The 20,848-nt window shown below is 41.2% G+C and carries 19 protein-coding genes; 1 reads left to right on the top strand and 18 read right to left on the bottom strand.

Annotated elements, in window-relative coordinates:
* Positions 1-18: 18 nt before the first annotated feature.
* Positions 19-3,222, bottom strand: coding sequence for a T9SS type B sorting domain-containing protein (locus tag DWA30_RS06975; RefSeq protein WP_114491816.1), 3,204 nt, complete (start codon positions 3,220-3,222; stop codon positions 19-21).
* A 239-nt stretch (positions 3,223-3,461) separates the two neighbouring features.
* Between DWA30_RS06975 and hflX the strand changes: the two genes are divergently transcribed.
* Positions 3,462-4,673, top strand: coding sequence for a GTPase HflX (gene hflX / locus DWA30_RS06970; RefSeq protein ID WP_114491815.1), 1,212 nt, complete (start codon positions 3,462-3,464; stop codon positions 4,671-4,673).
* A gap of 55 nt (positions 4,674-4,728) precedes the next feature.
* Here the strand turns inward: hflX and DWA30_RS06965 are convergent, their stop codons facing one another.
* From DWA30_RS06965 to DWA30_RS06885, 17 genes are all read right to left on the bottom strand, one after another.
* Positions 4,729-5,619: a DUF3078 domain-containing protein gene (locus DWA30_RS06965; protein ID WP_114491814.1), complete on the bottom strand. Its 891-nt coding sequence runs from the start codon at positions 5,617-5,619 to the stop codon at positions 4,729-4,731.
* Between the two features lie 97 nt (positions 5,620-5,716).
* Positions 5,717-6,226 (bottom strand): DUF2480 family protein, encoded by a 510-nt coding sequence (locus tag DWA30_RS06960; RefSeq protein WP_114491813.1) that lies wholly within the window; start codon positions 6,224-6,226, stop codon positions 5,717-5,719.
* A 107-nt stretch (positions 6,227-6,333) separates the two neighbouring features.
* Positions 6,334-6,660, bottom strand: coding sequence for a DUF59 domain-containing protein (locus DWA30_RS06955; RefSeq protein WP_114491812.1), 327 nt, complete (start codon positions 6,658-6,660; stop codon positions 6,334-6,336).
* A gap of 4 nt (positions 6,661-6,664) precedes the next feature.
* The gene (locus DWA30_RS06950) at positions 6,665-7,090 is read right to left on the bottom strand and encodes a SufE family protein (RefSeq protein WP_114491811.1); all 426 of its coding nucleotides are present in this window, start codon (positions 7,088-7,090) and stop codon (positions 6,665-6,667) included.
* A 2-nt stretch (positions 7,091-7,092) separates the two neighbouring features.
* Positions 7,093-7,542 (bottom strand): META domain-containing protein, encoded by a 450-nt coding sequence (locus DWA30_RS06945; protein WP_114491810.1) that lies wholly within the window; start codon positions 7,540-7,542, stop codon positions 7,093-7,095.
* 11 nt (positions 7,543-7,553) lie between these two features.
* Complete coding sequence (locus tag DWA30_RS06940; protein ID WP_114491809.1) at positions 7,554-8,771, bottom strand: aminotransferase class V-fold PLP-dependent enzyme; 1,218 nt, start codon at positions 8,769-8,771, stop codon at positions 7,554-7,556.
* A 24-nt stretch (positions 8,772-8,795) separates the two neighbouring features.
* The gene (sufD, locus tag DWA30_RS06935; RefSeq protein WP_114491808.1) at positions 8,796-10,112 is read right to left on the bottom strand and encodes a Fe-S cluster assembly protein SufD; all 1,317 of its coding nucleotides are present in this window, start codon (positions 10,110-10,112) and stop codon (positions 8,796-8,798) included.
* A gap of 66 nt (positions 10,113-10,178) precedes the next feature.
* Positions 10,179-10,934 (bottom strand): Fe-S cluster assembly ATPase SufC, encoded by a 756-nt coding sequence (gene sufC / locus DWA30_RS06930; protein ID WP_114491807.1) that lies wholly within the window; start codon positions 10,932-10,934, stop codon positions 10,179-10,181.
* A 2-nt stretch (positions 10,935-10,936) separates the two neighbouring features.
* Positions 10,937-11,314: a hypothetical protein gene (locus DWA30_RS06925; protein WP_114491806.1), complete on the bottom strand. Its 378-nt coding sequence runs from the start codon at positions 11,312-11,314 to the stop codon at positions 10,937-10,939.
* A gap of 1 nt (position 11,315) precedes the next feature.
* Positions 11,316-12,185, bottom strand: a complete 870-nt coding sequence (locus tag DWA30_RS06920) for an N-acyl homoserine lactonase family protein (RefSeq protein WP_114491824.1) — start codon at positions 12,183-12,185, stop codon at positions 11,316-11,318.
* Positions 12,186-12,195: 10 nt separating this feature from the next.
* Positions 12,196-13,644, bottom strand: a complete 1,449-nt coding sequence (gene sufB, locus DWA30_RS06915) for a Fe-S cluster assembly protein SufB (RefSeq protein ID WP_114491805.1) — start codon at positions 13,642-13,644, stop codon at positions 12,196-12,198.
* An 18-nt stretch (positions 13,645-13,662) separates the two neighbouring features.
* Complete coding sequence (locus DWA30_RS06910; RefSeq protein ID WP_114491804.1) at positions 13,663-13,992, bottom strand: HesB/IscA family protein; 330 nt, start codon at positions 13,990-13,992, stop codon at positions 13,663-13,665.
* 139 nt (positions 13,993-14,131) lie between these two features.
* A complete protein-coding gene (locus DWA30_RS06905) occupies positions 14,132-15,196 on the bottom strand; it encodes a cytochrome-c peroxidase (RefSeq protein ID WP_114491803.1) in 1,065 nt (354 codons plus the stop codon).
* Positions 15,197-15,208: 12 nt separating this feature from the next.
* Positions 15,209-15,976, bottom strand: a complete 768-nt coding sequence (locus tag DWA30_RS06900; RefSeq protein WP_114491802.1) for an MbnP family protein — start codon at positions 15,974-15,976, stop codon at positions 15,209-15,211.
* Positions 15,977-15,982: 6 nt separating this feature from the next.
* A complete protein-coding gene (locus DWA30_RS06895; RefSeq protein WP_114491823.1) occupies positions 15,983-17,347 on the bottom strand; it encodes a hypothetical protein in 1,365 nt (454 codons plus the stop codon).
* Positions 17,348-17,480: 133 nt separating this feature from the next.
* On the bottom strand, positions 17,481-19,397 hold the full coding sequence (locus DWA30_RS13550; RefSeq protein WP_114491801.1) for a choice-of-anchor B family protein: 1,917 nt from the start codon (positions 19,395-19,397) through the stop codon (positions 17,481-17,483).
* 156 nt (positions 19,398-19,553) lie between these two features.
* Positions 19,554-20,801, bottom strand: coding sequence for a choice-of-anchor B family protein (locus tag DWA30_RS06885; protein WP_114491800.1), 1,248 nt, complete (start codon positions 20,799-20,801; stop codon positions 19,554-19,556).
* Positions 20,802-20,848 lie beyond the last annotated feature (47 nt).

The raw sequence follows: 20,848 nt of genomic DNA, 5'->3' as shown, positions 1-20,848 counted from the left end.
TTAGTTTTCGTTTTACATTTAGTTTGCTTCCTGATTTAAATAGATCCATCCGGAAGCTTGCATTCCATAAAGAGGGTCTTCCGAAGCAAAGTCGATCACATAGAAATAGGTCCCGGTAGGCAAATCGTTGCCATCCATAGACTGGCCTCGCCACTCGTTTATATAATTGGTCTTTTCATAGATCAATGTTCCTAGCCTGTTAAAGATCTGTACTTGTTCTATTCCCGATCTGTCTGCAAGGAACTCTAGATCTAAAGTATCATTAAACCCTGGACTTCCATTTGGAGAGAGTCCTTGTGAGATGGTACAATTTCCAACGTCATAAAGTTGAATATCGATACTGTCTTCTCCGGTACAATCACCATTGGCCGCAATTACCGTGTACGTTTGTGTTCCCATAGTATTGAGAGCCACGGTAATTTCTAGTGTATTACCGGTCTCACCGGGTATTTCGTCACCGTTTAAGAACCATTGGTATGTAACATTCTCACCCTCGACCGTTGCTGTAAGTACTTGTACTTCGTCCGGACATACTTTAAAGTCGGCACCCAGATCTACTTCAAGAGGATCGGAGATGAACACATTTATAGTATCGGAAACGACACAGGGTCCTACCATAATATCAAGGGTATAATCGCCACTCTCGTCTACGATAATCGTAGGGGTTGTTTCTCCGGTACTCCATAAATAGGTGATACCATCTGTGTTTCCACCAACGGTAGGTACAATTTCGAACGATTCACCATCACAAAGCGATTCATCCATTCCTAGATCTAAGGTTGGGGTATCGGTAATAGTTACCTCTATTGTAAATGAGCTTTGGCTACATGGGTCAAGTGTTAATGTAACCGTATAACTACCTTCTCCTGGTGGTGTAAAGGTGGCTTCGGAAGACACTACATTATTGTTCTCATCGACCCACTCGTATGCGACCATAGAAAGGTCTATTCCTTCATTAGTCGGGGTCGCATCAAGCTCCGGTATAGTATCGGTACTACACAAGTCTAAGGTGTTGGGTAAATTGGTTGTGAAGTCAATAACTTCGTTTACAATAAGGTCGAAGGACACGGTTGAGAAACACAACGGGTCATTTGCCTTTTCTACCCGAACGTATATAGTCTCCGGATTACTAACATTTGTATAGGCATCTGGAGTGTCGATCGCATTTTGATCTGCTTCTGCATCGAACAGGCTCGTATGAAAAGTAATGGTAAAATCGGCTGGATCTTGGCCATCAAGGATGGTTGGTATCTGGCTTTCTAGATCAAAGACCTCGGTCTCATCGTTAGACGCATCATCGCAGGCTGTTAGATCATTTGGTGTCACAACAATGGGTTGCGGATTAATTAATGAAAGCGTGATGTCGTCGATCGCAAGATCATTTCCGCAGCCTCCTATAGAATTATTTATAAGGACAAGTTGGATGTCGGTATTCGATCCTGTATTAAAGTTGATAAAGAATTCTTGCCAATTAGGTTCCGGTCCGTTTGGAATATCACCTGTATTGGTTTCTTCAATAAGATTTCCGGCAGAGTCTTCAATTCTGAAAATTACATTAGAAGGTATACTGTTTCCACCGCAAATACCGGTATCGGTGTCGTACAATGTTGTGATCCATGCACTAAAGGCATAGTCTCCATTCGGACTTAAGGTGATGGTTCGACGATAGAATTCACCCGGGTTAAAATCTGCATTTACGAAGAAGGCACGTCCATCGGTATCTCCTTCGGTGTGATCTTCCATTCCAACGTGCCAGCCGGTATTTAACCCATCTGAAATATTGGTAATTGTATATTCACCATCTTCAATCTGATTTTGTTGGTTACACGTATAAGTGGTAGTAGCTTCCGCCGGATCTATACATACTCTTCCTGTACCGGTTCCAAAATTTTCTTCAAAATCGACTTCCGTACAAACAGGGTCAATGGTACACTCCGACCCACTAAGGAATGTTAGGGTAACATCATCGGTCTGCGTACATGAGTCTACAGTAACTTCAACGCTGTAAGTACCTGAGGTGCTTACAGTGATCGTTGGAGTTGTTTCACCTCCAGGACTCCATAAATAGGTTGCATTGGTAGTATCACCGGTTAGTTCAGGAACGATCTCATATTCATCTACATCACAAAAAGTTTGATCTTCTCCTAGATCTACGGTAAAGCCACCTTCGTTCGTAACCACCACATCGTCTGTATAAACTACGGTTTCTCCATTGCAGCTATTGGTATAGGTAACTCGCGCAGTATATGTTGCGACACTTGTTGGAGGACATACGTTAATTGTTGGATCGGTACCTATTACAGTTCCACTTTCATCTAACCATTCGAATACGTAGCTAGGATCACCATCTGGGCTAAAACGCCAAGCTTCGTTACTGGTTGTCCACGGGGAATCTGATGTATTTCTTCCCGGCGGCACATACGCCACCGTTCCGTCATTGTTTTGAATTCCAATCGCAGCTACGCCATTCTGCCATGAAGGGCAGGTAGGTTTATCGCGAATATAGACCTCCACAGTGTTCGAGAATTCATAGAACACCACCATTTGCGTTGCTAACAGTGAGTTACAGGTACTTGAAAATAAGGGTACTTCAAAATAAGAAACCACTAATACGCGATTCGGAAAATTCCCGATAACTTCATACCCAATTTCTTCCGTTGTAGAAGCAGCCGGATCGATATCGTGAACGGGAGTAAACACATTGGCTTCGCCCAACGCATCGTCTGCATTATTTGGCAGATCGTCGGAAAAGGACCAATCGTTAGAGCCTGCACCGGTATCGTTCGGATCTACATCAAATCGAATTACTCCATTAGAACCTACTTGAAATTCTTGCTCTAAGTTTCCGAAGAAACAAAAATCGAAGGGTAATTGATCTACTTCCGACCAAGCATCATCGATGTTTGGATTTAACGGGTTGGCTAAATTATCGAAAGGAAAAGGTGGATTATAAGGGATCGACTCGACCGTATAGGTTTCGTTATCGGTCTCGAAGATCTCTTTAAAATTTGCAGTTAGGTCGGTACATCCTCCGGTACCACAAGGAATCGTAACATCCGGTCCGGCATTTAAGTTTAAGAAAGGAAGGTCCTGCGCCTGACTAGTAAATGAAAAAAGACACGTAATTAGCAGTGTGTATAAAGCTAAGTGTCTTTGCGTTGTTGCTTGTAATTTTACATGATTCGTAGTACGTGTAAAATAGTGAGGTATTTTTACGTTCATAGAGTTTTAATTGGTAGGCGTGTTAAGAAATCGTTACAAATATGGAAAATCTGAGTTACTTAACAAAACTTTTAGATATAGTGCAGGAAAATTCCGATTAAAATCACACCAATCTTTATTTGCAGTTTTCTTTAACTTTTGGATAAACTAACCCATAAAGACAGCTCTTTTGTTAAATGCTTGTAAACTACAAAACCGGCTTCCGTTCTGTTTTGTACCTTTGTAATAGAACTTATTCTATGTTAGAAAGAACAGATTTTGATTACGAAAAAACGATTCTTATTGGGCTTATCACTCAATATCAAGATGAGGAAAAAGCCGAAGAATATTTAGATGAACTCGAGTTTTTAGCCTATACGGCCGGTGGAGAGGTGTTAAAAAGATTCGTTCAGAAAATGGAAATGCCCAATCCAAAGACCTTTATTGGGAGTGGGAAAATGGAAGAGGTACGCGAATTTGTGGAGGAGAATGATATAGGTACCGCAATTTTTGATGACGAGTTGTCTCCTGCCCAGCAAAAGAATATCGAAAAAATTCTGCGATGTAAGATCATCGATCGTACCAACCTAATCTTAGATATCTTCGCGCAACGCGCAAAAACAAGCTATGCCCGTACACAGGTGGAACTAGCCCAGTACGAATATTTACTTCCTCGATTAGCGGGGATGTGGACGCACTTGGAAAGACAGCGTGGAGGAATTGGAATGCGTGGACCCGGAGAAACCGAAATAGAAACCGATAGACGAATAGTTCGAGATCGAATTTCACTCCTAAAGAAAAAGCTTAAAAAGATCGATAAGCAAATGGAGGTGCAGCGCGGAAATCGAGGCGCTCTGGTTCGTGTTGCTTTAGTAGGTTATACCAATGTAGGAAAATCTACTTTAATGAATGTGATAAGTAAGAGCGAAGTATTTGCCGAAAATAAATTGTTTGCAACCTTAGATACTACGGTACGAAAAGTAGTGATAGGGAATTTACCTTTTTTGTTAAGTGACACCGTTGGTTTTATTCGGAAGCTACCAACTCAATTGGTCGAATCGTTTAAAAGCACCCTTGATGAGGTACGTGAAGCCGATCTGCTATTGCATGTGGTCGACATATCCCATCCATCGTTTGAAGATCATATCGCCTCTGTAAACAAAGTGTTAGATGAAATTGAAAGCGCCGATAAGCCAACGATAATGGTGTTTAACAAGATCGATGCCTACTCCCCGGAAACTATAGATGAGGATGATCTTGTTACCGAAAAGACGAAAGCGCATTATAGCTTGGAAGATTGGAAACGCACCTGGATGCACACTAGCTCGGGTGATGCTATTTTTATCTCGGCTTTGGAAAAAGAGAATTTCGAGGAATTTAGAAAACTAGTGTACGAAAAAGTACGTGAGATCCATGTTACCCGATTTCCGTATAACAACTTTTTGTATCCCGAAGAGTATATCTACGAATAGCAAAAAGCCCCATAGGTACAACTATCGGGCTTTTTAAATCGTATGCTTTTCGAAATTAAAATTTATAGCCTATACCTATACCCAAAGCTTCACGAATCTGAAATGCGCCAACCGCGTTGTCGTCGTAAATGGCTTGGAAGGTTGCATTGGCAGAGATCCAATCGTTTACTTTTAACACTAAGTTCATCGTATAATCCAGATCCACATTCTGAGGATCTTCTAAGTAGTTCGAATAAAGATTAAGAATGTTTTCCATACTAATATTCTCCATTAGGTCGAATTTAGCATAGCCCGAAATCGAGGCACCAAATTCAAAACGGGTGCTTTCTCCGGCGTCTACTCCAAAGTAGTCTCCGTCTGTATATCCGGGAACTGTTGTAAACATATCGTCAACAAAGATCAATCGTGCTGTAGCAGGAGCTAAGTTCACTTTTAAATTGTCATTTTCTTTCCAAAGAAAACCAGGTCCTATTTGTAGGTAACCGGGCGACATAAAGTGCGTGGTCTCAGTTCTAATCTCATTGCCGTCTGCATCCTCTCCAAAGGCATACCCTTTCGCGAATTGCGTTCTAAAGTTTAGAAAGAAGGAGTAGAACCACTTCGATTCATTTATCTGTCTACCTACAATAGAGTTCAGCTCGAGACGGTCGTTCGTCTTGCGTGAGAATTTATCATCTTTGGTTTTTGTAATTCCGTAATCTGCCACGATACGGTTGTCCCAAGTTAGTTTTCCTTTTCGATAGTTGAAATCATAGGTTAAACTGGCATTTGCTGCATAATTTGAAGTTCCTCCGCCGGTCCATTCAGCATTAAAGGCCGCCTGATTAAATAGCAATGAAATATTTCCTGATTTGTTCCAACCTTCTTTTGGTTCTTCTGAATCTTCTTCTTGAGCGAAGCTGATTAACGGGAATACAAGCAATGCGAGAAGCGTAATTTTTTTCATAGTGTAACAGTTTAATACAAATAAAATTAGAGGTTCTTTTTTAATTTTTTTGTGTGCTTCGGAAAGTACACGTAAACATTTAATTAGGAGTTAGCATTTACTTAGGTTTTTTGTACAATGGCACCGAAGAACACGCCTCACCATACATAATGCTCTTTGCAACAGCTTGCAGTTTTTGTGTAATGAGTAGAAAAGCATTTTGAGGCACCGGCTTGTGAGCACATCCTTTAACGATAACCGGTTTGTCTTTAAAATCGTCAACATTCATATGTTGAATGATTTCTGTGAAAATGATCGTTTCTAAAACATCTAATGTCCCCACTACAACTTTTTTAGCATGGGGAGTGAGTTTGGTGGTGAGCAACATATAGGCCCAAGCAGGAACAATAGCATCTGTGCTACAGTACAAGGCGACATATGCATTGCGATACTGCGACCAATCGAAGGCTTCAGCAGCAGCTCTAAACTCTTTTTCCTTTAACACGATGCCTTCTAACAACCACTGTGAGATATCGAACGAAATACGATCACCTTCCGGATAAAAGTCTTCTAAATTGAAGGTAACCAATTTACTATTTGCTACTCTATTTATGATTTCTTCTGCCATGTTATCTGCTCAATTATTTGTTCTCTCTTTGTTTGTTATGGGGATCTTTCCGAAGAAAAAATTACGCACTATCCTAGAAAATTTGTGTAAGACTTGGCGTATCTCGATTAGAGCATTCCCAGCTCTAATTTTGCCTCTTCACTCATAAGATCTTGGCTCCATGGTGGATCGAAGGTTATTTCAACTTCAGCGTCTTTCACTAACTTGATGGTTTTTACCTTGTCCTCAACCTCCAAAGGAAGTGTTTCGGCCACCGGACAATTAGGCGTTGTTAAGGTCATAAGGATCTTTACTTCAATGTCTTCATTAACAAAAACATCGTAAATAAGCCCTAATTCATAAATATCAACCGGGATCTCCGGATCATAGATGGTCTTTAAAACCTTTACGATCTTCTCACCCAGTTCTTTTGTGTCTATTTCTGTAGTTGCCATTGTATTAATTTTTAAGTTGTGCTTGATACGCCACAGCGTACAATTTCATTTGTTTCACCATAGAAACCAATCCGTTTGCGCGGGTAGGCGACAGGTGTTCTTTTAATCCGATCTCATCAATAAAATCGGTATTGGCTTCAACGATGGCTTCTGGTGGCTGATTGGAAAAAACCCGAATTAAGATAGCGACAATTCCTTTCGTAATTATTGCGTCACTATCGGCTGTAAAAATCACTTTGTCGTCTTGTAAGGTAGCGTGTAACCACACTTTAGATTGGCAGCCTTTTATAAGTTTGTCATCGGTTTTAAGTACAGGGTCGATTAACGGCAAGGTCTTGCCTAGTTCGATCATATACTCATATTTCTGCATCCAATCATCGAAAAGCGAAAATTCGTCTATCAATTCTTGTTGTATGGCTTCAATCGTCATGCTTATTCTTCTTCTTTGGTTTCTTTGGTGGCAGTGATCAATACCGACCGATCTATTTTTGAATACAAGGTAAGTACATTGCCTTCTAATTTATAGGATCCCACAGTGTTGATAGCATCTAAGAAAGCTCTTTCTACGGCCATTAGCTTAGGGCCACAATCTTTTTCAGTAACCGCTATTTCTCCAAAAGATAAGGCATATAGGTCTGTGGTGTAGTTTCCGAAGAGCGTATTACAACCCGTAAATCCGCGTACCGATTTATCTAAAGCCGCAAATCGCAGTGTTAGATCATCTGGAATCGTGGCTCCTGCCGACGTGTTAGCAATGTTGTTCACTGTGTACGAACCTGAAAGTTGTACATTGCCGGCTACGTCTATTACTTTTTGAGTTTGGTCACAGCTCCCAAGAAGTAGTGTCGTAACTAATGCGAAACAAGCGAAAATAGTTTTCATAGATTTATAAATTAGGTTAGCATTACTTTTGCTTTTTTTACAGCTTCAACTAGTCGGTCTACTTCTTCTATGGTATTGTAGAATGCGAATGAAGCGCGAACGGTACCGGGAATGTTGTAAAAATCCATAATTGGTTGTGCACAATGATGCCCGGTGCGAACTGCAATTCCCATTTTATCTACAATGGTTCCAATATCGTAAGGGTGTATCCCTTCAATATTAAACGAAACCACCGATGTTTTATCGGGTCCCGTTCCATAGATCTTTAGTCCTTCAATTTTCAGCAATTGGTCGGTTGCATATTTTAATAACGCATCTTCATGTTGCTGAATGGCCTCAAATCCGATACTGTTAAGATACTCAATTGCAGCTCCAAAAGCAATACCACCCGAAATATTTGGTGTGCCTGCTTCAAATTTATGCGGAAGTTCGGCATAGGTGGTTTTTTCAAAACGCACCTCCTTGATCATCTCGCCTCCACCTTGGTACGGCGGAAGTTTATTAAGCCATGTTTCCTTTCCGAAGAGCATACCAACCCCAGTGGGGCCACACATTTTATGTGCCGAAGTAACATAAAAATCGACATCTAAAGCTTGTAGGTCCGGCTTAATGTGCGAACACGATTGTGCGCCATCTATCAAAACAGCGGCACCTACATCATGTGCTTTTTCAATTATCTTGGAGATCGGGTTAATGGTACCCAAGGCATTCGAGATATGATTAACAAAGACCAATTTGGTTTTTTTGGACAATAGGCCTTCAAAAGCAGAAAAATCCAAGGTTCCTTCTTCGGTCATCGGGATCACTTTTAAAAGGGCACCCGTACGCTCGCACAACATTTGCCAAGGCACGATATTGGAATGGTGCTCCATGGCAGATACTATGATCTCATCGTCTTTTTTCAACAAATCGCTAAAGCCGGAAGCCACCATGTTGATACCATGAGTGGTTCCTGCGGTAAAGATCACTTCATGTGCGTGCGTAATATTGAAGTGTTCTTTTATGCGAAGTCGTGCTGCTTCGTATGCATCGGTCGCTTCTTGTGATAAGGTGTGTACGCCTCTGTGTATATTCGCGTTTAGGTGGGTGTAATAGTCAACGATACTGTCGATCACCTGCTGCGGTTTTTGTGAGGTGGCCGCGTTGTCTAAATAGACTAACGGGTACCCGTTCACCTTTCGTTGTAGGATAGGAAAATCGGCTCGTATTTTTTGAATATCGAATGCCATATTCTTTTTATAAGAAATGTGAGTTTATACGTCGAAGCCTAAGCTAACACCGATCTTCTTCGCAATTAGCTTGTTAATTCTTCGCTTGAGTTCGGGGATCTTTACACTTTCTAGAACGGTATTGGCGAAAGCGTACATTAGGAGTGCCCGCGCTTCTTTCTTGGCGATTCCACGCGTACGCATATAGAACAATGCTTCTTCATCCAACTGCCCAATGGTACACCCGTGCGAACACTTCACATCGTCTGCAAAGATCTCTAATTGCGGTTTTGCATTAATTGTTGCTTTGTCATCGATTAGGATGTTGTTGTTTTGCTGAAAGGCATCCGTTTTTTGAGCGTCTTTCTCTACCACAACTTTACCGTTGAAAACACCGGTTGAGGCATCTGCGAAGATACCTTTATAATCTTGGTGACTTTCACAATTGGGTGCGATATGATGTACCAGTGTGTTGTGATCTACATGTTGTTTGTCTTCTAAAATGGTAATTCCTTTTAGTGTAGAATCACAACGCTCTCCATGTTGATAAAAACTAAGGTTGTTCCGTGTTAATTTTCCACCAAAAGAAAATGTGTGCACCTTACAATTACTTTCGCGTTCTTGAGAGATCGCCGTGTTGTCGATCAAGGAAGCCGACTTGTTATCGGTTTGAATCTTATAATAATCTATATACGCCCTTTTTTCTGCAAAGATCTCGGTAACACTGTTCGTTAAGACGGCATTTTCAGATAGACTTTGGTGTCGTTCGATGATCTGTACATGTGCATTTTCACCAACAACAACCAAATTTCTTGGCTGTAACAAAACGGCTGCTTCATTACCGGTAGAGAAATTGATGATCTCGATTGGTTTTTCTACTTCCTTGTGCTTCGGAATGTGGATATAGGCCCCATCTCTAGCAAAGGCTGTGTTAAGAGACGAAAGACTGTCATTTTTTATCGCCTTATTAAAATAGGCTTCGATCACAGGACGATACTTAGGCTTGTTCAAGGCCGAAGATAACAAGCACACATCTATGGTGTCATGTGTTGTTTCAGAAAGAAAAGAACTGTATACCCCATCCACAAAAACGATCTTGTAGGTGTCGATATCGTGAAGGAAGTATTTTTTTACGTCTTTAAACTCAATGCTGCTGTCTAATTGCTTCGGAAAAAGACTGTAATCATCCTTTAACAGCGCGTTCAAGGAAGTGTATTTCCAGGCTTCATCCTTTTTCGTCGGAAAGCCTTTCGCTTCAAAATTCTTGATCGCTTCGTTACGCAACTCATGAATAGGTGAGTCTGCTTCCAAATGATCTTCGAAGGCAATGTATGAGGATAATAATTTATCTTTTAAGCTCATGCTTTTTAATTTTTCTTGAATAATGTCTGGTTACGACATTTTACAATTTGTAATTGGAAATCGGTTTTATACCGAACCTACTTCTTCTTTTATCCAGTCGTATCCTTTTTCTTCCAATTGATACGCCAACTCTTTCCCACCCGATTTTACGATCCTTCCGCCCATAAGTACATGTACGTAATCCGGAACGATATAATCTAATAGGCGTTGATAGTGCGTAATGACTACCACGGCGTTGTCTTTACTCTTAAGTTTGTTAACACCATTTGCAACTACTTTAAGTGCGTCGATGTCCAAGCCTGAATCGGTCTCATCTAAGATCGCCAATTTCGGTTCCATCATTGCCAGCTGAAAGATCTCGTTTCGTTTTTTCTCTCCTCCCGAGAACCCTTCGTTCAAGGAGCGAGATAAGAACTTGCGATCGATCTCTAACATATCGGCTTTAGCTTTTATCATCTTCAGCATTTCTGAAGCCGGCATATCTTCAAGACCTTGCGACTTTCGAGTTTCGTTTATGGCTGTTTTTATAAAGTTCGTCACACTTACACCGGGGATCTCTACCGGGTACTGAAACGACAAGAACACTCCTTTATGAGCGCGTTCTTCCGGGTCCATCTCGCTAATATCTTCTCCTTCGAAGGTGAGTTCTCCTTTTGTGACCTCAAATTCTTCTTTACCGGCAATTACAGATGCCAGTGTGCTTTTTCCTGAACCATTGGGTCCCATGATCGCATGCACCTCGCCGGCCTTGACCTCAAGATTGATGCCTTTAAGAATATCCTTTTCTTCTACACCTGCGTGTAGGTTTTTAATGTGTAACATGTCTATTGTTCTGTTTTTTCTCCAATTCGTACATCTGCTTTAGCAGGTTCTTTACCCACTTCCACAATTTTTTTTATGGTAATGATCTCAGGCCAAACCGTTTCGCCTGCCCCTTCGGCAGGGTTCTTTTCAACGATTCCTTTCACGATCACCGGGATCATATCAAATTCATCTTTTTTTATGGGAGCAACCGAATCGGCTAATTGTTTTGCTGTTTCGTCTAAGGTTACCCCATAGATATAATTATTTCCTTTTAATACGGCGCCTTCTTCTGTATAAATATACTCCCCGCTATAGGTAGGTAATTCATCGTAATTTTGCGTTTCCTTACAGCTCCATAGTACTGCGGAAAATACCAAGATTAAAAGTAGCTTTCTCATATTATTTTAACGCGTTAGGTGCCTTTGGCATTAATTTAAAATCGTCTGTTTCATGTTGAATGTAAACCGTTGCATTCATGTTTTTGGCAAATGCTTCAAACTCTTTGATGGATTGCTCGGTTTCTGCGATATCGTAATTAAATTGAGGAACAATCGCATTTTGACGGTTCGCATCAAAATGATATAGATCCCCACAAAGTAATACGGGCCCTGCTTCAGCCAGTTCCAAATAAAGTACTTGATGTCCGGCCGTGTGACCCGGCATCGCTTTAATGATCACCGTACCATCTCCAAATACATCGTGATCGCCATTGAGTTTAAAGACGTTTGTTAGCTTTGAGAAACTTTCCGAAGCATAAAAAGAATTCCCCTTAATGGCATCGCTCATGGCAAAATCGTATTCGGGAGTTTGAACTAGCCAGGTCGCATTCTCAAATGTGTTTGCTGCGCCTGTATGATCAAAATGAATATGCGAAAAAGCGACAAATTCAACATCTGAAGGCGTTAGATCGATTCGCGCCAACTGGTTCACAATAGAATCTTTTCGAGAAATCGTGAAGCCACCGTCTGGAGTTGTATAGGGATCTTGACCCACTAAATTCTCAGGTAACCCGGTATCCCAAACAAGCACACCATCTGGGTGCTTGATCACATAAAATGGATCTGCTAATTCTTTAGATTCTCCTTGGTAGGTGTCACCCTGAGCAAAGAGATTTAGGTTGTGTGCTGTAACAGTTCCACCATCGAAAGTGTATAGCAGCACTTCCGTTTTAGCTGCTGTTTCTTCAACTTGAGTAGCGACTTCTTCTTTTTTGGTTTCTTTACACGCGACCAATGATAGTAGCGTTATTGTTACTATTAGTTTTTTCATAACACTGAATTTATCCAACCGATCCTTCTAAACTAATTTCTAATAATTTCTGTGCTTCTACAGCAAACTCCATAGGCAGTTTGTTTAAAACTTCTTTGCTAAATCCATTGACGATCAACGCAATAGCCTTTTCGGTGTCAATTCCTCGTTGGTTACAATAGAAAATTTGATCTTCACCAATCTTACTCGTTGTTGCCTCGTGTTCTATTTGCGCCGATTTGTTCTTAGCTTCAATATAAGGGAAGGTGTGTGCTCCACAGTTATTACCCATGAGTAGCGAATCACACTGCGAGAAATTACGTGCATTCTCTGCTCTCGAATTAATTTGTACTAATCCGCGATAGCTGTTTTGAGATTTTCCGGCAGAGATACCTTTTGAGATAATGGTGCTCTTCGTATTCTTGCCAAGATGTATCATCTTAGTTCCTGTATCGGCTTGTTGGTGGTTGTTGGTCACCGCGATCGAATAGAATTCACCTATCGAATTGTCTCCTTTCAGAATACAACTTGGGTATTTCCAAGTAATCGCACTTCCGGTTTCTACTTGTGTCCAAGAGATCTTGGCATTTTTTTCGCAAATTCCTCGTTTGGTTACAAAATTGTAAACCCCACCTTTACCTTCTTTATCACCCGGGAACCAATTTTGCACGGTCGAGTACTTTATTTCGGCACCGTCTAATGCGATTAACTCTACCACCGCTGCGTGTAATTGATTCTCGTCACGACTAGGCGCTGTACAGCCTTCCAGATAACTTACATAGCTTCCCTCATCTGCGATCACCAAGGTTCGTTCAAACTGTCCTGTTCCTGCTTGATTGATTCGGAAATAAGTAGAAAGTTCCATAGGACAGCGAACACCTTTTGGGATGTAGCAAAATGATCCGTCGCTAAATACGGCGCTGTTTAAGGCAGCATAAAAATTATCACGCTGCGGGACTACTGTGCCTATATATTTTTTAACCAGTTCGGGATGATTTTTTATCGCTTCAGAAATAGAACAGAAAATAATTCCTTTCTTGGCAAGCGTATCTTTAAAGGTGGTTGCTACCGAAACGGAATCCATTACAATATCAACGGCAACTCCGGCCAATTTCTTTTGTTCTTCCAGCGAAATTCCAAGCTTGTTAAAGGTTTCTAACAATTCCGGATCTACCTCATCGATGCTATCGTATTTTGGTTTCTTGTTGGGAGCAGAATAATAAGAAATGTTTTGAAAGTCCGGTTTCTTATAACGAACGTTTGCCCATTCGGGTTCTACCATCTTTTTCCAATATCGAAAAGATTCTAGACGCCATTCGGTCATCCATTCGGGTTCTTCCTTTTTCATAGAGATCGCGCGAACAATATCTTCGTTCAATCCCACAGGGAAGGTTTCCGATTCTATATCGGTATAAAAACCATATTCATACTCTTTGGTCTCGAGTTCTTTTTTTAAATCGTCTTCTGTAAACTTAGCCATCTTCTTCTAGCAATTTTTTTAAAGCGAAAAGCTTTCCCCACAGCCACATGTTCTATTGGCATTTGGGTTGTTAAAAACAAATCCTTTTCCATTCAATCCACCACTGTATTCTAGTGTGGTCCCTACGAGGTATAAAAAGCTCTTTTTGTCAACGGCGATCTTCACACTCTGATCTTCAAATAACTTATCGTCCTCGCCAATGGCGTGGTCAAATTTTAGTTCATAAGATAATCCGGAGCATCCGCCGCTCTTTACACCTACGCGAACGAAGTCATCTGCAACGTTAAAGCCTTCTTCACTCATTAGTTGCGAAATCTTCGATTTTGCACTTTCACTAACTTTGATCATTTAATATAGATTTGTTCTAAATTAGACTGCAAATATACGGTAAATACTACGTTTAACCATAGTTGCAAGAGATTTTAAGCTTATAATAACATAAGCTTTTTAAATTGTACATCAATTGGTGATTTTAGCTGGCAGCTGATTACTGCTGGAAGTCGGGATTAGTAGTAAAACCAGGCTCTGAAAGCGTAAGTAGAAATGCTTTGAGATCGGCTTTGTCTTCATCTGATAGTTGCACACCGCCTTCGTCTACCGCTTTCATCAAAGGGTCTATTGTTTCTGAAAAGACCAAACCTTCACTGTAGTGATTAATTACCTCGTCGATCGTTTCGAAACGGCCATCGTGCATATAGGGCGCCGTATAGGCTAAATTCCGAAGAGAGGGTGTTCTAAAAAGCCCAAAATCCCTAGGATCTCCTGTCACTTCACCAAGTCCGCGATCGGTAAACACCTCATCTAAACCATTATTATGAAAAATATTGTCGGTCCAGAGCGGATTATTTGGATTCCCGTGGCAATGAAAACAATCCCCTTTGTTTTCGTCAAGAAATACAGCGAGTCCGTTTAATTCAGATGAGGTCAATTCGATCTCCCCCCTTGAGTATCGATCGAAACGAGCATTTCCCGAAATGAGTGTACGTAAAAACTGGGCAATTGCTTTGGAAACCAAAGTGCGATCAATATTTGAAGTGCCAAAAGCTTGCTCGAACATGACCGGGTAATTTGCCGAATTCTGCAGACTAGCTACGGCTTCAGGCCAGGTATTGTGCATTTCGATTGGCGAAACTACAGGTTCGAGAATTTGTGATTCTAAGGTAACTGCATGTCCATCCCAAAAGAACTTTTCATCGAAGTTCCACGCCAAATTTTGAATTGGCATCGAATTTCGTCTACCCGGTGTTCCGTCGATCCCAATGCTAAACTGTCTCGCATCAGAAAAGGCATTAGCGGGACTGTGACAACCTGCACACGCCAATGTATTGTCTCCGGAAAGGATGGGGTCGAAAAATAGTTTTTTGCCCAAAGCAACACCTTCCACGGTTTGCGGATTGTCTGATGGAATAACTGGTGGTAATAATCGTTGCTGAAACAGTTCGGGTACTTCCAAGCTCACTGGAGTAGGAGTGTATTGCGGTTCGCTATCGTCTTCCGAAGTACACGATCCTAAAAACACGCTTATCACCAAAATGTAAAATAACTGTTTCAATTTAAACTTTATTTATTGTGAAACGGCACCAAGTTCAAAAACATTCTGGCCGTTCTCATTCATCATGATCTGTGCATCGAAATTAGGCATCAAAGCCGCATTCAACACATTTAGATCCCATTCGTTTGGGTTTTTAAACCATTCTGCCACGTTCATTGCAATTTCGATGGAAGCATCGTTGTTTAGGGTAAGTTCCCCCAAATCTAAATCAATGGAAGTGTCCTGAAGCGTAATAGGCGTGCTGCTCATATCGTTCGCTCGAATGGTGTGGTATTGGAAACTCTGTTCGTCTCCGGTGTCGTTAATAAATTTACCTTCTAATTGCATATAATGATACCCTCCTCCCATTGGTGCGGGAACATTCCAAGAGACCGAATTTAGATATGGGTAAGCTCCATCAACATTGTCTTCATCATCAAAACCGAATCTGGCTTTTAATCGGTACGTGCCTTCAGGGATCTCCACGTTCGGCATAAGTACAAGTCCGGTGGCTGCACCCACATCGATAAAGTTGTAGTCACTTAACTCGATAACGGCACCTGAACTGTTTTCCAAACGGATATCGGAAATTAGATATCGCAAACGGTCAATAGTTAAGTCTTCGCCATGCGCATTGGTATAGGTTGTGGTGGCAAAATCGGCTTGTGACACTTCTTGTCCATCCCAGTTTTGTGTAAAACGCAGCTCCACGGTAACATTGTCAGGTTGTGCAGCGTCGTCGTTATCGTCACAAGCTGCTATTGTTAATGCCAATACGATTAATAGGGCAAACTTTCTCATTATCGATTATTGTATTTTAATTAGTAGAAAATCTTTAATTCCTTTATTTTCTGTAACGTCCAAGTCATCACTTTCCGTATTTCCAATTACATAAATTTTATTGTCTGAAGTGATCAACGCATCGTTTGCAAAATCGAGGTCACTACCTCCAACTGTTTTATCGAACTGTAATGTGCCGTCTGAATCGATCACCAACGCCCAGGCGTCGTTTTGTCCTTTGTTCTCATCTATATCACCGTCGGCACTCCGCGTTGAGGCTGCTATTACATAATTTCCTTCGGAAGCTGCGCGAATACCTCTAGCCGATTCGAACTGTGTTCCACCATAGGTTTGTTCCCACAACATCGAACCATTATCATCGATCTTTATGGCCCAAATATCGGCATTACCAATCGGGTTGCTCACATCGATATCGGTGCTTCTAGTATCACCAACGATAATATAGTTCCCATCATTGGTTTTTGTGATCGCATAAGGTATGTCTATCTCGGAACCTCCATAGGATTTCTCCCAAATCAAGGTGCCGTCGTTGGCCACACGGACCACCCAAAAATCATAACCGCCTTTATTGTTTGAAATGTCTACATCGGTACTGTCGGAGAATCCGATAATAATAAAGTCTCCATTGCCAGTTTCTACGGCCATATGCGCGGTATCGGTAAAGGTTCCACCATAATAGCGACTCCAAATTAGTTCACCCGACGCGTTGAGTTTTAAATTCCAGTAATCACCACCGGCGTGCAAACCTGCATTTCTTCCAGTGTTTCCTTCACCTCCGCTAGCAGTTACATCTAGTATACCCGTCACAAAGAACCCACCATCGTTGGTTTCAAATATGTCGAATGCTTGATCGCTGCCTGAAAACCCAAAACTTTTTTCCCAAAGTAGATCTCCGGATCCATTGATCTTGATCACCCAAAAGTCATTAAATCCTTCATTACCCGATTGTACGTCCCCGTCGTCACTTCGTGTGTACCCGGAAACTACATAGCCACCATCGCTCGTTGGTGAAATACTTCTCGCACGGTCGTCACTGCTGCCACCATAGGTTCTGCTCCACATAAGTGCTCCTTGCTGATCGGTTCTCAGTACCCAAAAGTCACTGTCGTCAGCTGTTTTGTCGATAATATCTCCATCTATGCTTTTAGTATAACCGGCGGCAATGATTCCGCCGTCCGAAGTTGCTTGAAAAGAAACGATATCGTCTTCGTTGCTGCCACCGTAGGTTCTTACGAATTCTATTTCGCCTAGAAACTCGGTGTTCATTCCATCATCGGTGTCGTCTATTGGATCGGTGCCGTCATCACTTCCACAAGAAGCTAACACTATTAAAAGAGACGCTAATAGTGCCGTTTGTTTAATTATTTTCATTTTCACAAGAATTCTTTTCTTTTTTGCCCTAAAAATAAACATTTAAGAGCGAAATATACCCATTTAAAATGTTAAAGCATCATGCTGCGTGGGTATAAGACGTTAAAGTATCAATAAAATTACAAGCTGATAATTAGCGCTTTATAATTTTTTTAGTCACTTGGTTGTTCAGTGTTACAAAATAAAGGCCTTCAGAGAATCCGGACACATCTATCGATTTAAGTTGTGTATCGATATTAGCTTCTGAATAAATAGTTTTTCCGAGAATATCGGTTATGGAAATACTATGAATTGCTTCGGTAGAAGATTTTATTTGTAATACTTCGGAAGCCGGATTTGGATAGATAATAAGGCCTTCGGCAAAATCAGCTTCAGAAACAGATAAAATAGGCATCACGGTAAGTTCGAATGAACAATCTACAGTGTTCCCAGAACTATCTGTTGCTTCGAAAGAAATCGTATACGTTCCTTCGGTTAGTTCGGTGCCCGGTGCCGGGTCCTGTGTAATGTTTGGCGAGGTGCTACAGTTGTCGGTCGCACTTACATCACCATCATCGGCATAATCCGGAAGTGTGTAGAACGATTCGCCACTGTCATATCCTGCCGATTGGTCATTAGGACATGAAATCTCTGGGTCCATATCGTCTACTACAGTCACTGTCGCTGTACAAAAGTCTCTATTTCCGAAGTCATCATACACTTCCAATTCTACACTGTTCGTACCAATGTCGGCACATGAGAAGGTGTCGTTACATATTTGCAAGAATACGGTACCGCTGTTATCGCTTGATCCATTATCTATTTGATCTGCAGTTATCGTTGCATTACCATTTTCGTCTAATGAAACGGTGATATCGCTGCAATTGGCATTGGGTGCGGTGGTATCGGACGTACTTGCCTTCACTAAGATAAAACCACGGCTAATGTCGCTAAGTACAATGTTGCCACTTTCAAAATATGGGTATACATTCCAAAGGCCTGTTGTACTTGCATTGTTGTTAGATGGATAGGTGTCGAATGAACCTTCTTCCACTATGTTCCCGTTAGCGATATCGCTAACGTCGATCACTCGTAACCCGGCTCTATAATTTGCCAAATAGAATTTTGTTCCTTTTACATAACCATTGTGGTCTGAAGCCGGCGATGGGCCGAAATATTCAAAATCTAGTTGCGGATTGTCAAGGTCGTTAAAATCGAATACTATGGTTCTTGAGTTAAACCCGCTACCAAATTCATCTGTTTCGTCACCTAATAGAAAGTAGCGTTGGTCTTCTGTAAACCAACCTTGATGTGTGTACCCTACATTAGAATAACTAATAGTGGAAATACTTACCGGATTCGATTTGTTCGTAATATCTACTAATACTACTTCGTTTTCGTTACTTCCAATTAAAATTTCTTTGCCAACATAATCGTCGTCTGGTCCACAGTAAGTTACCACTTGAGCATCGTGGCTGTAGTCATCCATCGAATATCCTCCTGCAGCAACGGGGCTGGTTGGATTTTGAATGTTTATAAAGTGAGGCCCTCCATTAAAGGTTCCTGTTCCTACGGCATAGGCATATCCTGTGTCTTCGTTGATCACAATATTGTGAGCGCTTCCGAAGCCATTATAAAAACCATCATTGGTAAAAGTAACAGGCGGATTGTTCACATTTCTTAATCGGGTAAGATCGAACACTTGCATACCGTGCCCGTTTGCTTCGCTTACGATAAACGCGTGATTGTTATAAGTCTTCACATCTCTCCAGCTACTATTGCTGGTTTGTGTGGGAAGCTTCCCTAAGAATACAGGGTTCGTTGGATTTGAAATATCGATAAATGCGGTTCCGTTGTTAAGACCGATCAAGGCATATTCCTTTCCCGTTGTGGGGTCTGTCCAACCCCAAGAATCGTTTCCACCACCGGCATTTAATTGGTTGAGTGAAAGTTCAGATTGCAAAGTGTAGCCATCACAGGGGTATGGTCCTGCCATTCCACCTACACAAGGAGTTTGGGCTACAGAAATAGAAAAACATGCCAACAGTATGGGAAGTAATAATTTTTTCATTTGATTAATTTTATGAATAATTGATTTGGGTTCTAAATAGACATTTTATTGATTCAACAAAAAATTGAGTTGAGAAGCGTTCAAAAATAAAAAATTTCTACAATTTGTCGAGTTTTTATATAGATAATTTAAACAATCTGATTAAAAATTAACACTTTACTGCTTTTTCTGAACAATAAATAACCCTCCATTAATGTCGCTAATTACAATTTTTCCACTTTCGAAATAAGGATACACATTCCAGGCACCATCAAATGAAGCCACATCATTGTCGACAAAAGAATCAAAGAATCCTACTTCAGACAATGTTCCTGTGGCAACATCGGAAGTTGATAACACACGTAATCCGGCCGTGTAATTTGCCAGATAAAAGAGATCCCCCTTCACATAGCCATTATGATCTATTGCTGTTGTTGGTCCAAAATAATCCCCAACAAAAAATGGATTGTCAAGATCGGTAAAATTTAGAATCAATGTCCTCGAATTAAAACCGAAATCCAACTCATCTAGCTCATCGCCTAGAATAAAGTGCGTCTGGTCTTCTGTAAACCAACCTTGGTGGGTATAGCCTACTTGTCCGTAGGAGATGGTCGAAATATTCTGCGGGTTATTCTTGTCGGTAATGTCGACGATCACCACCTCGTTCTCATTGCTTCCAATTAAAATTTCTCTTCCTGTATAGTCGGTATCCGGACCGTTGTAGGTTACAACCTGTGCGTCGTGGCTATATGAATCCATTGCGTATCCACCTTCACCAACAGGGTTTAGCGGGTCTTGAATGTTTATAAATAAAGGGCCACCACTAAAATTGTCGGCACCTACGGCATAGGCATATCCTGTATCTTCATTGATCACAATATTGTGTGCGCTTCCGAATTCAGAAAACAAGGCATCTCTCGAAAACGTTACCGGAGGATTGTCCACATCTCTAAGTTTCGTAAGGTCGAACACTTGCATACCGTGGCCGCCAGCTTCACTTACTATAAATGCATGATTGTTATACACTTTTACATCCCGCCATGAACTTGCGGTCGTTTCTGTTGGTAACTTACCTAAATAAACAGGGGTTTCTAACGAGATGTCGATAAAGGCGGTCCCGTTGTCTAGTCCCATGATAGCATATTCTTTTCCCGTATTAGGATCGGTCCAACCCCAACTGTCATTTCCGGAACCGGCAGCAAAAGTGCTTAGGGCCATACGATAGAAGAGGTCATAGTCATTACACGGGTAAATACCTGCAACTCCATTTTCACACGGTGCCTTGGTAGGAGGTTCTACCGGATCTGGACCGTCGTCGGTAGTTTGTTGGTCATCGGTTGTGTCGTCAGTCGTTCCGCTGTTATCATCTGAAGAACAAGCAAATGCGATTAATACAAAAAGGAGAAGGTAAAAACTTTTTTTCATAGCGATTTATTAAGGGCCCTAAAAATACAGCTAAATTGTTAAATAAT

The organism is Candidatus Ulvibacter alkanivorans (assembly GCF_003333325.1).
Lineage (GTDB): Bacteria > Bacteroidota > Bacteroidia > Flavobacteriales > Flavobacteriaceae > Ulvibacter_A > Ulvibacter_A alkanivorans.
Note: the sequence above shows the minus strand (reverse complement) of the source record. Positions and strands in the feature narration are given on the sequence as shown.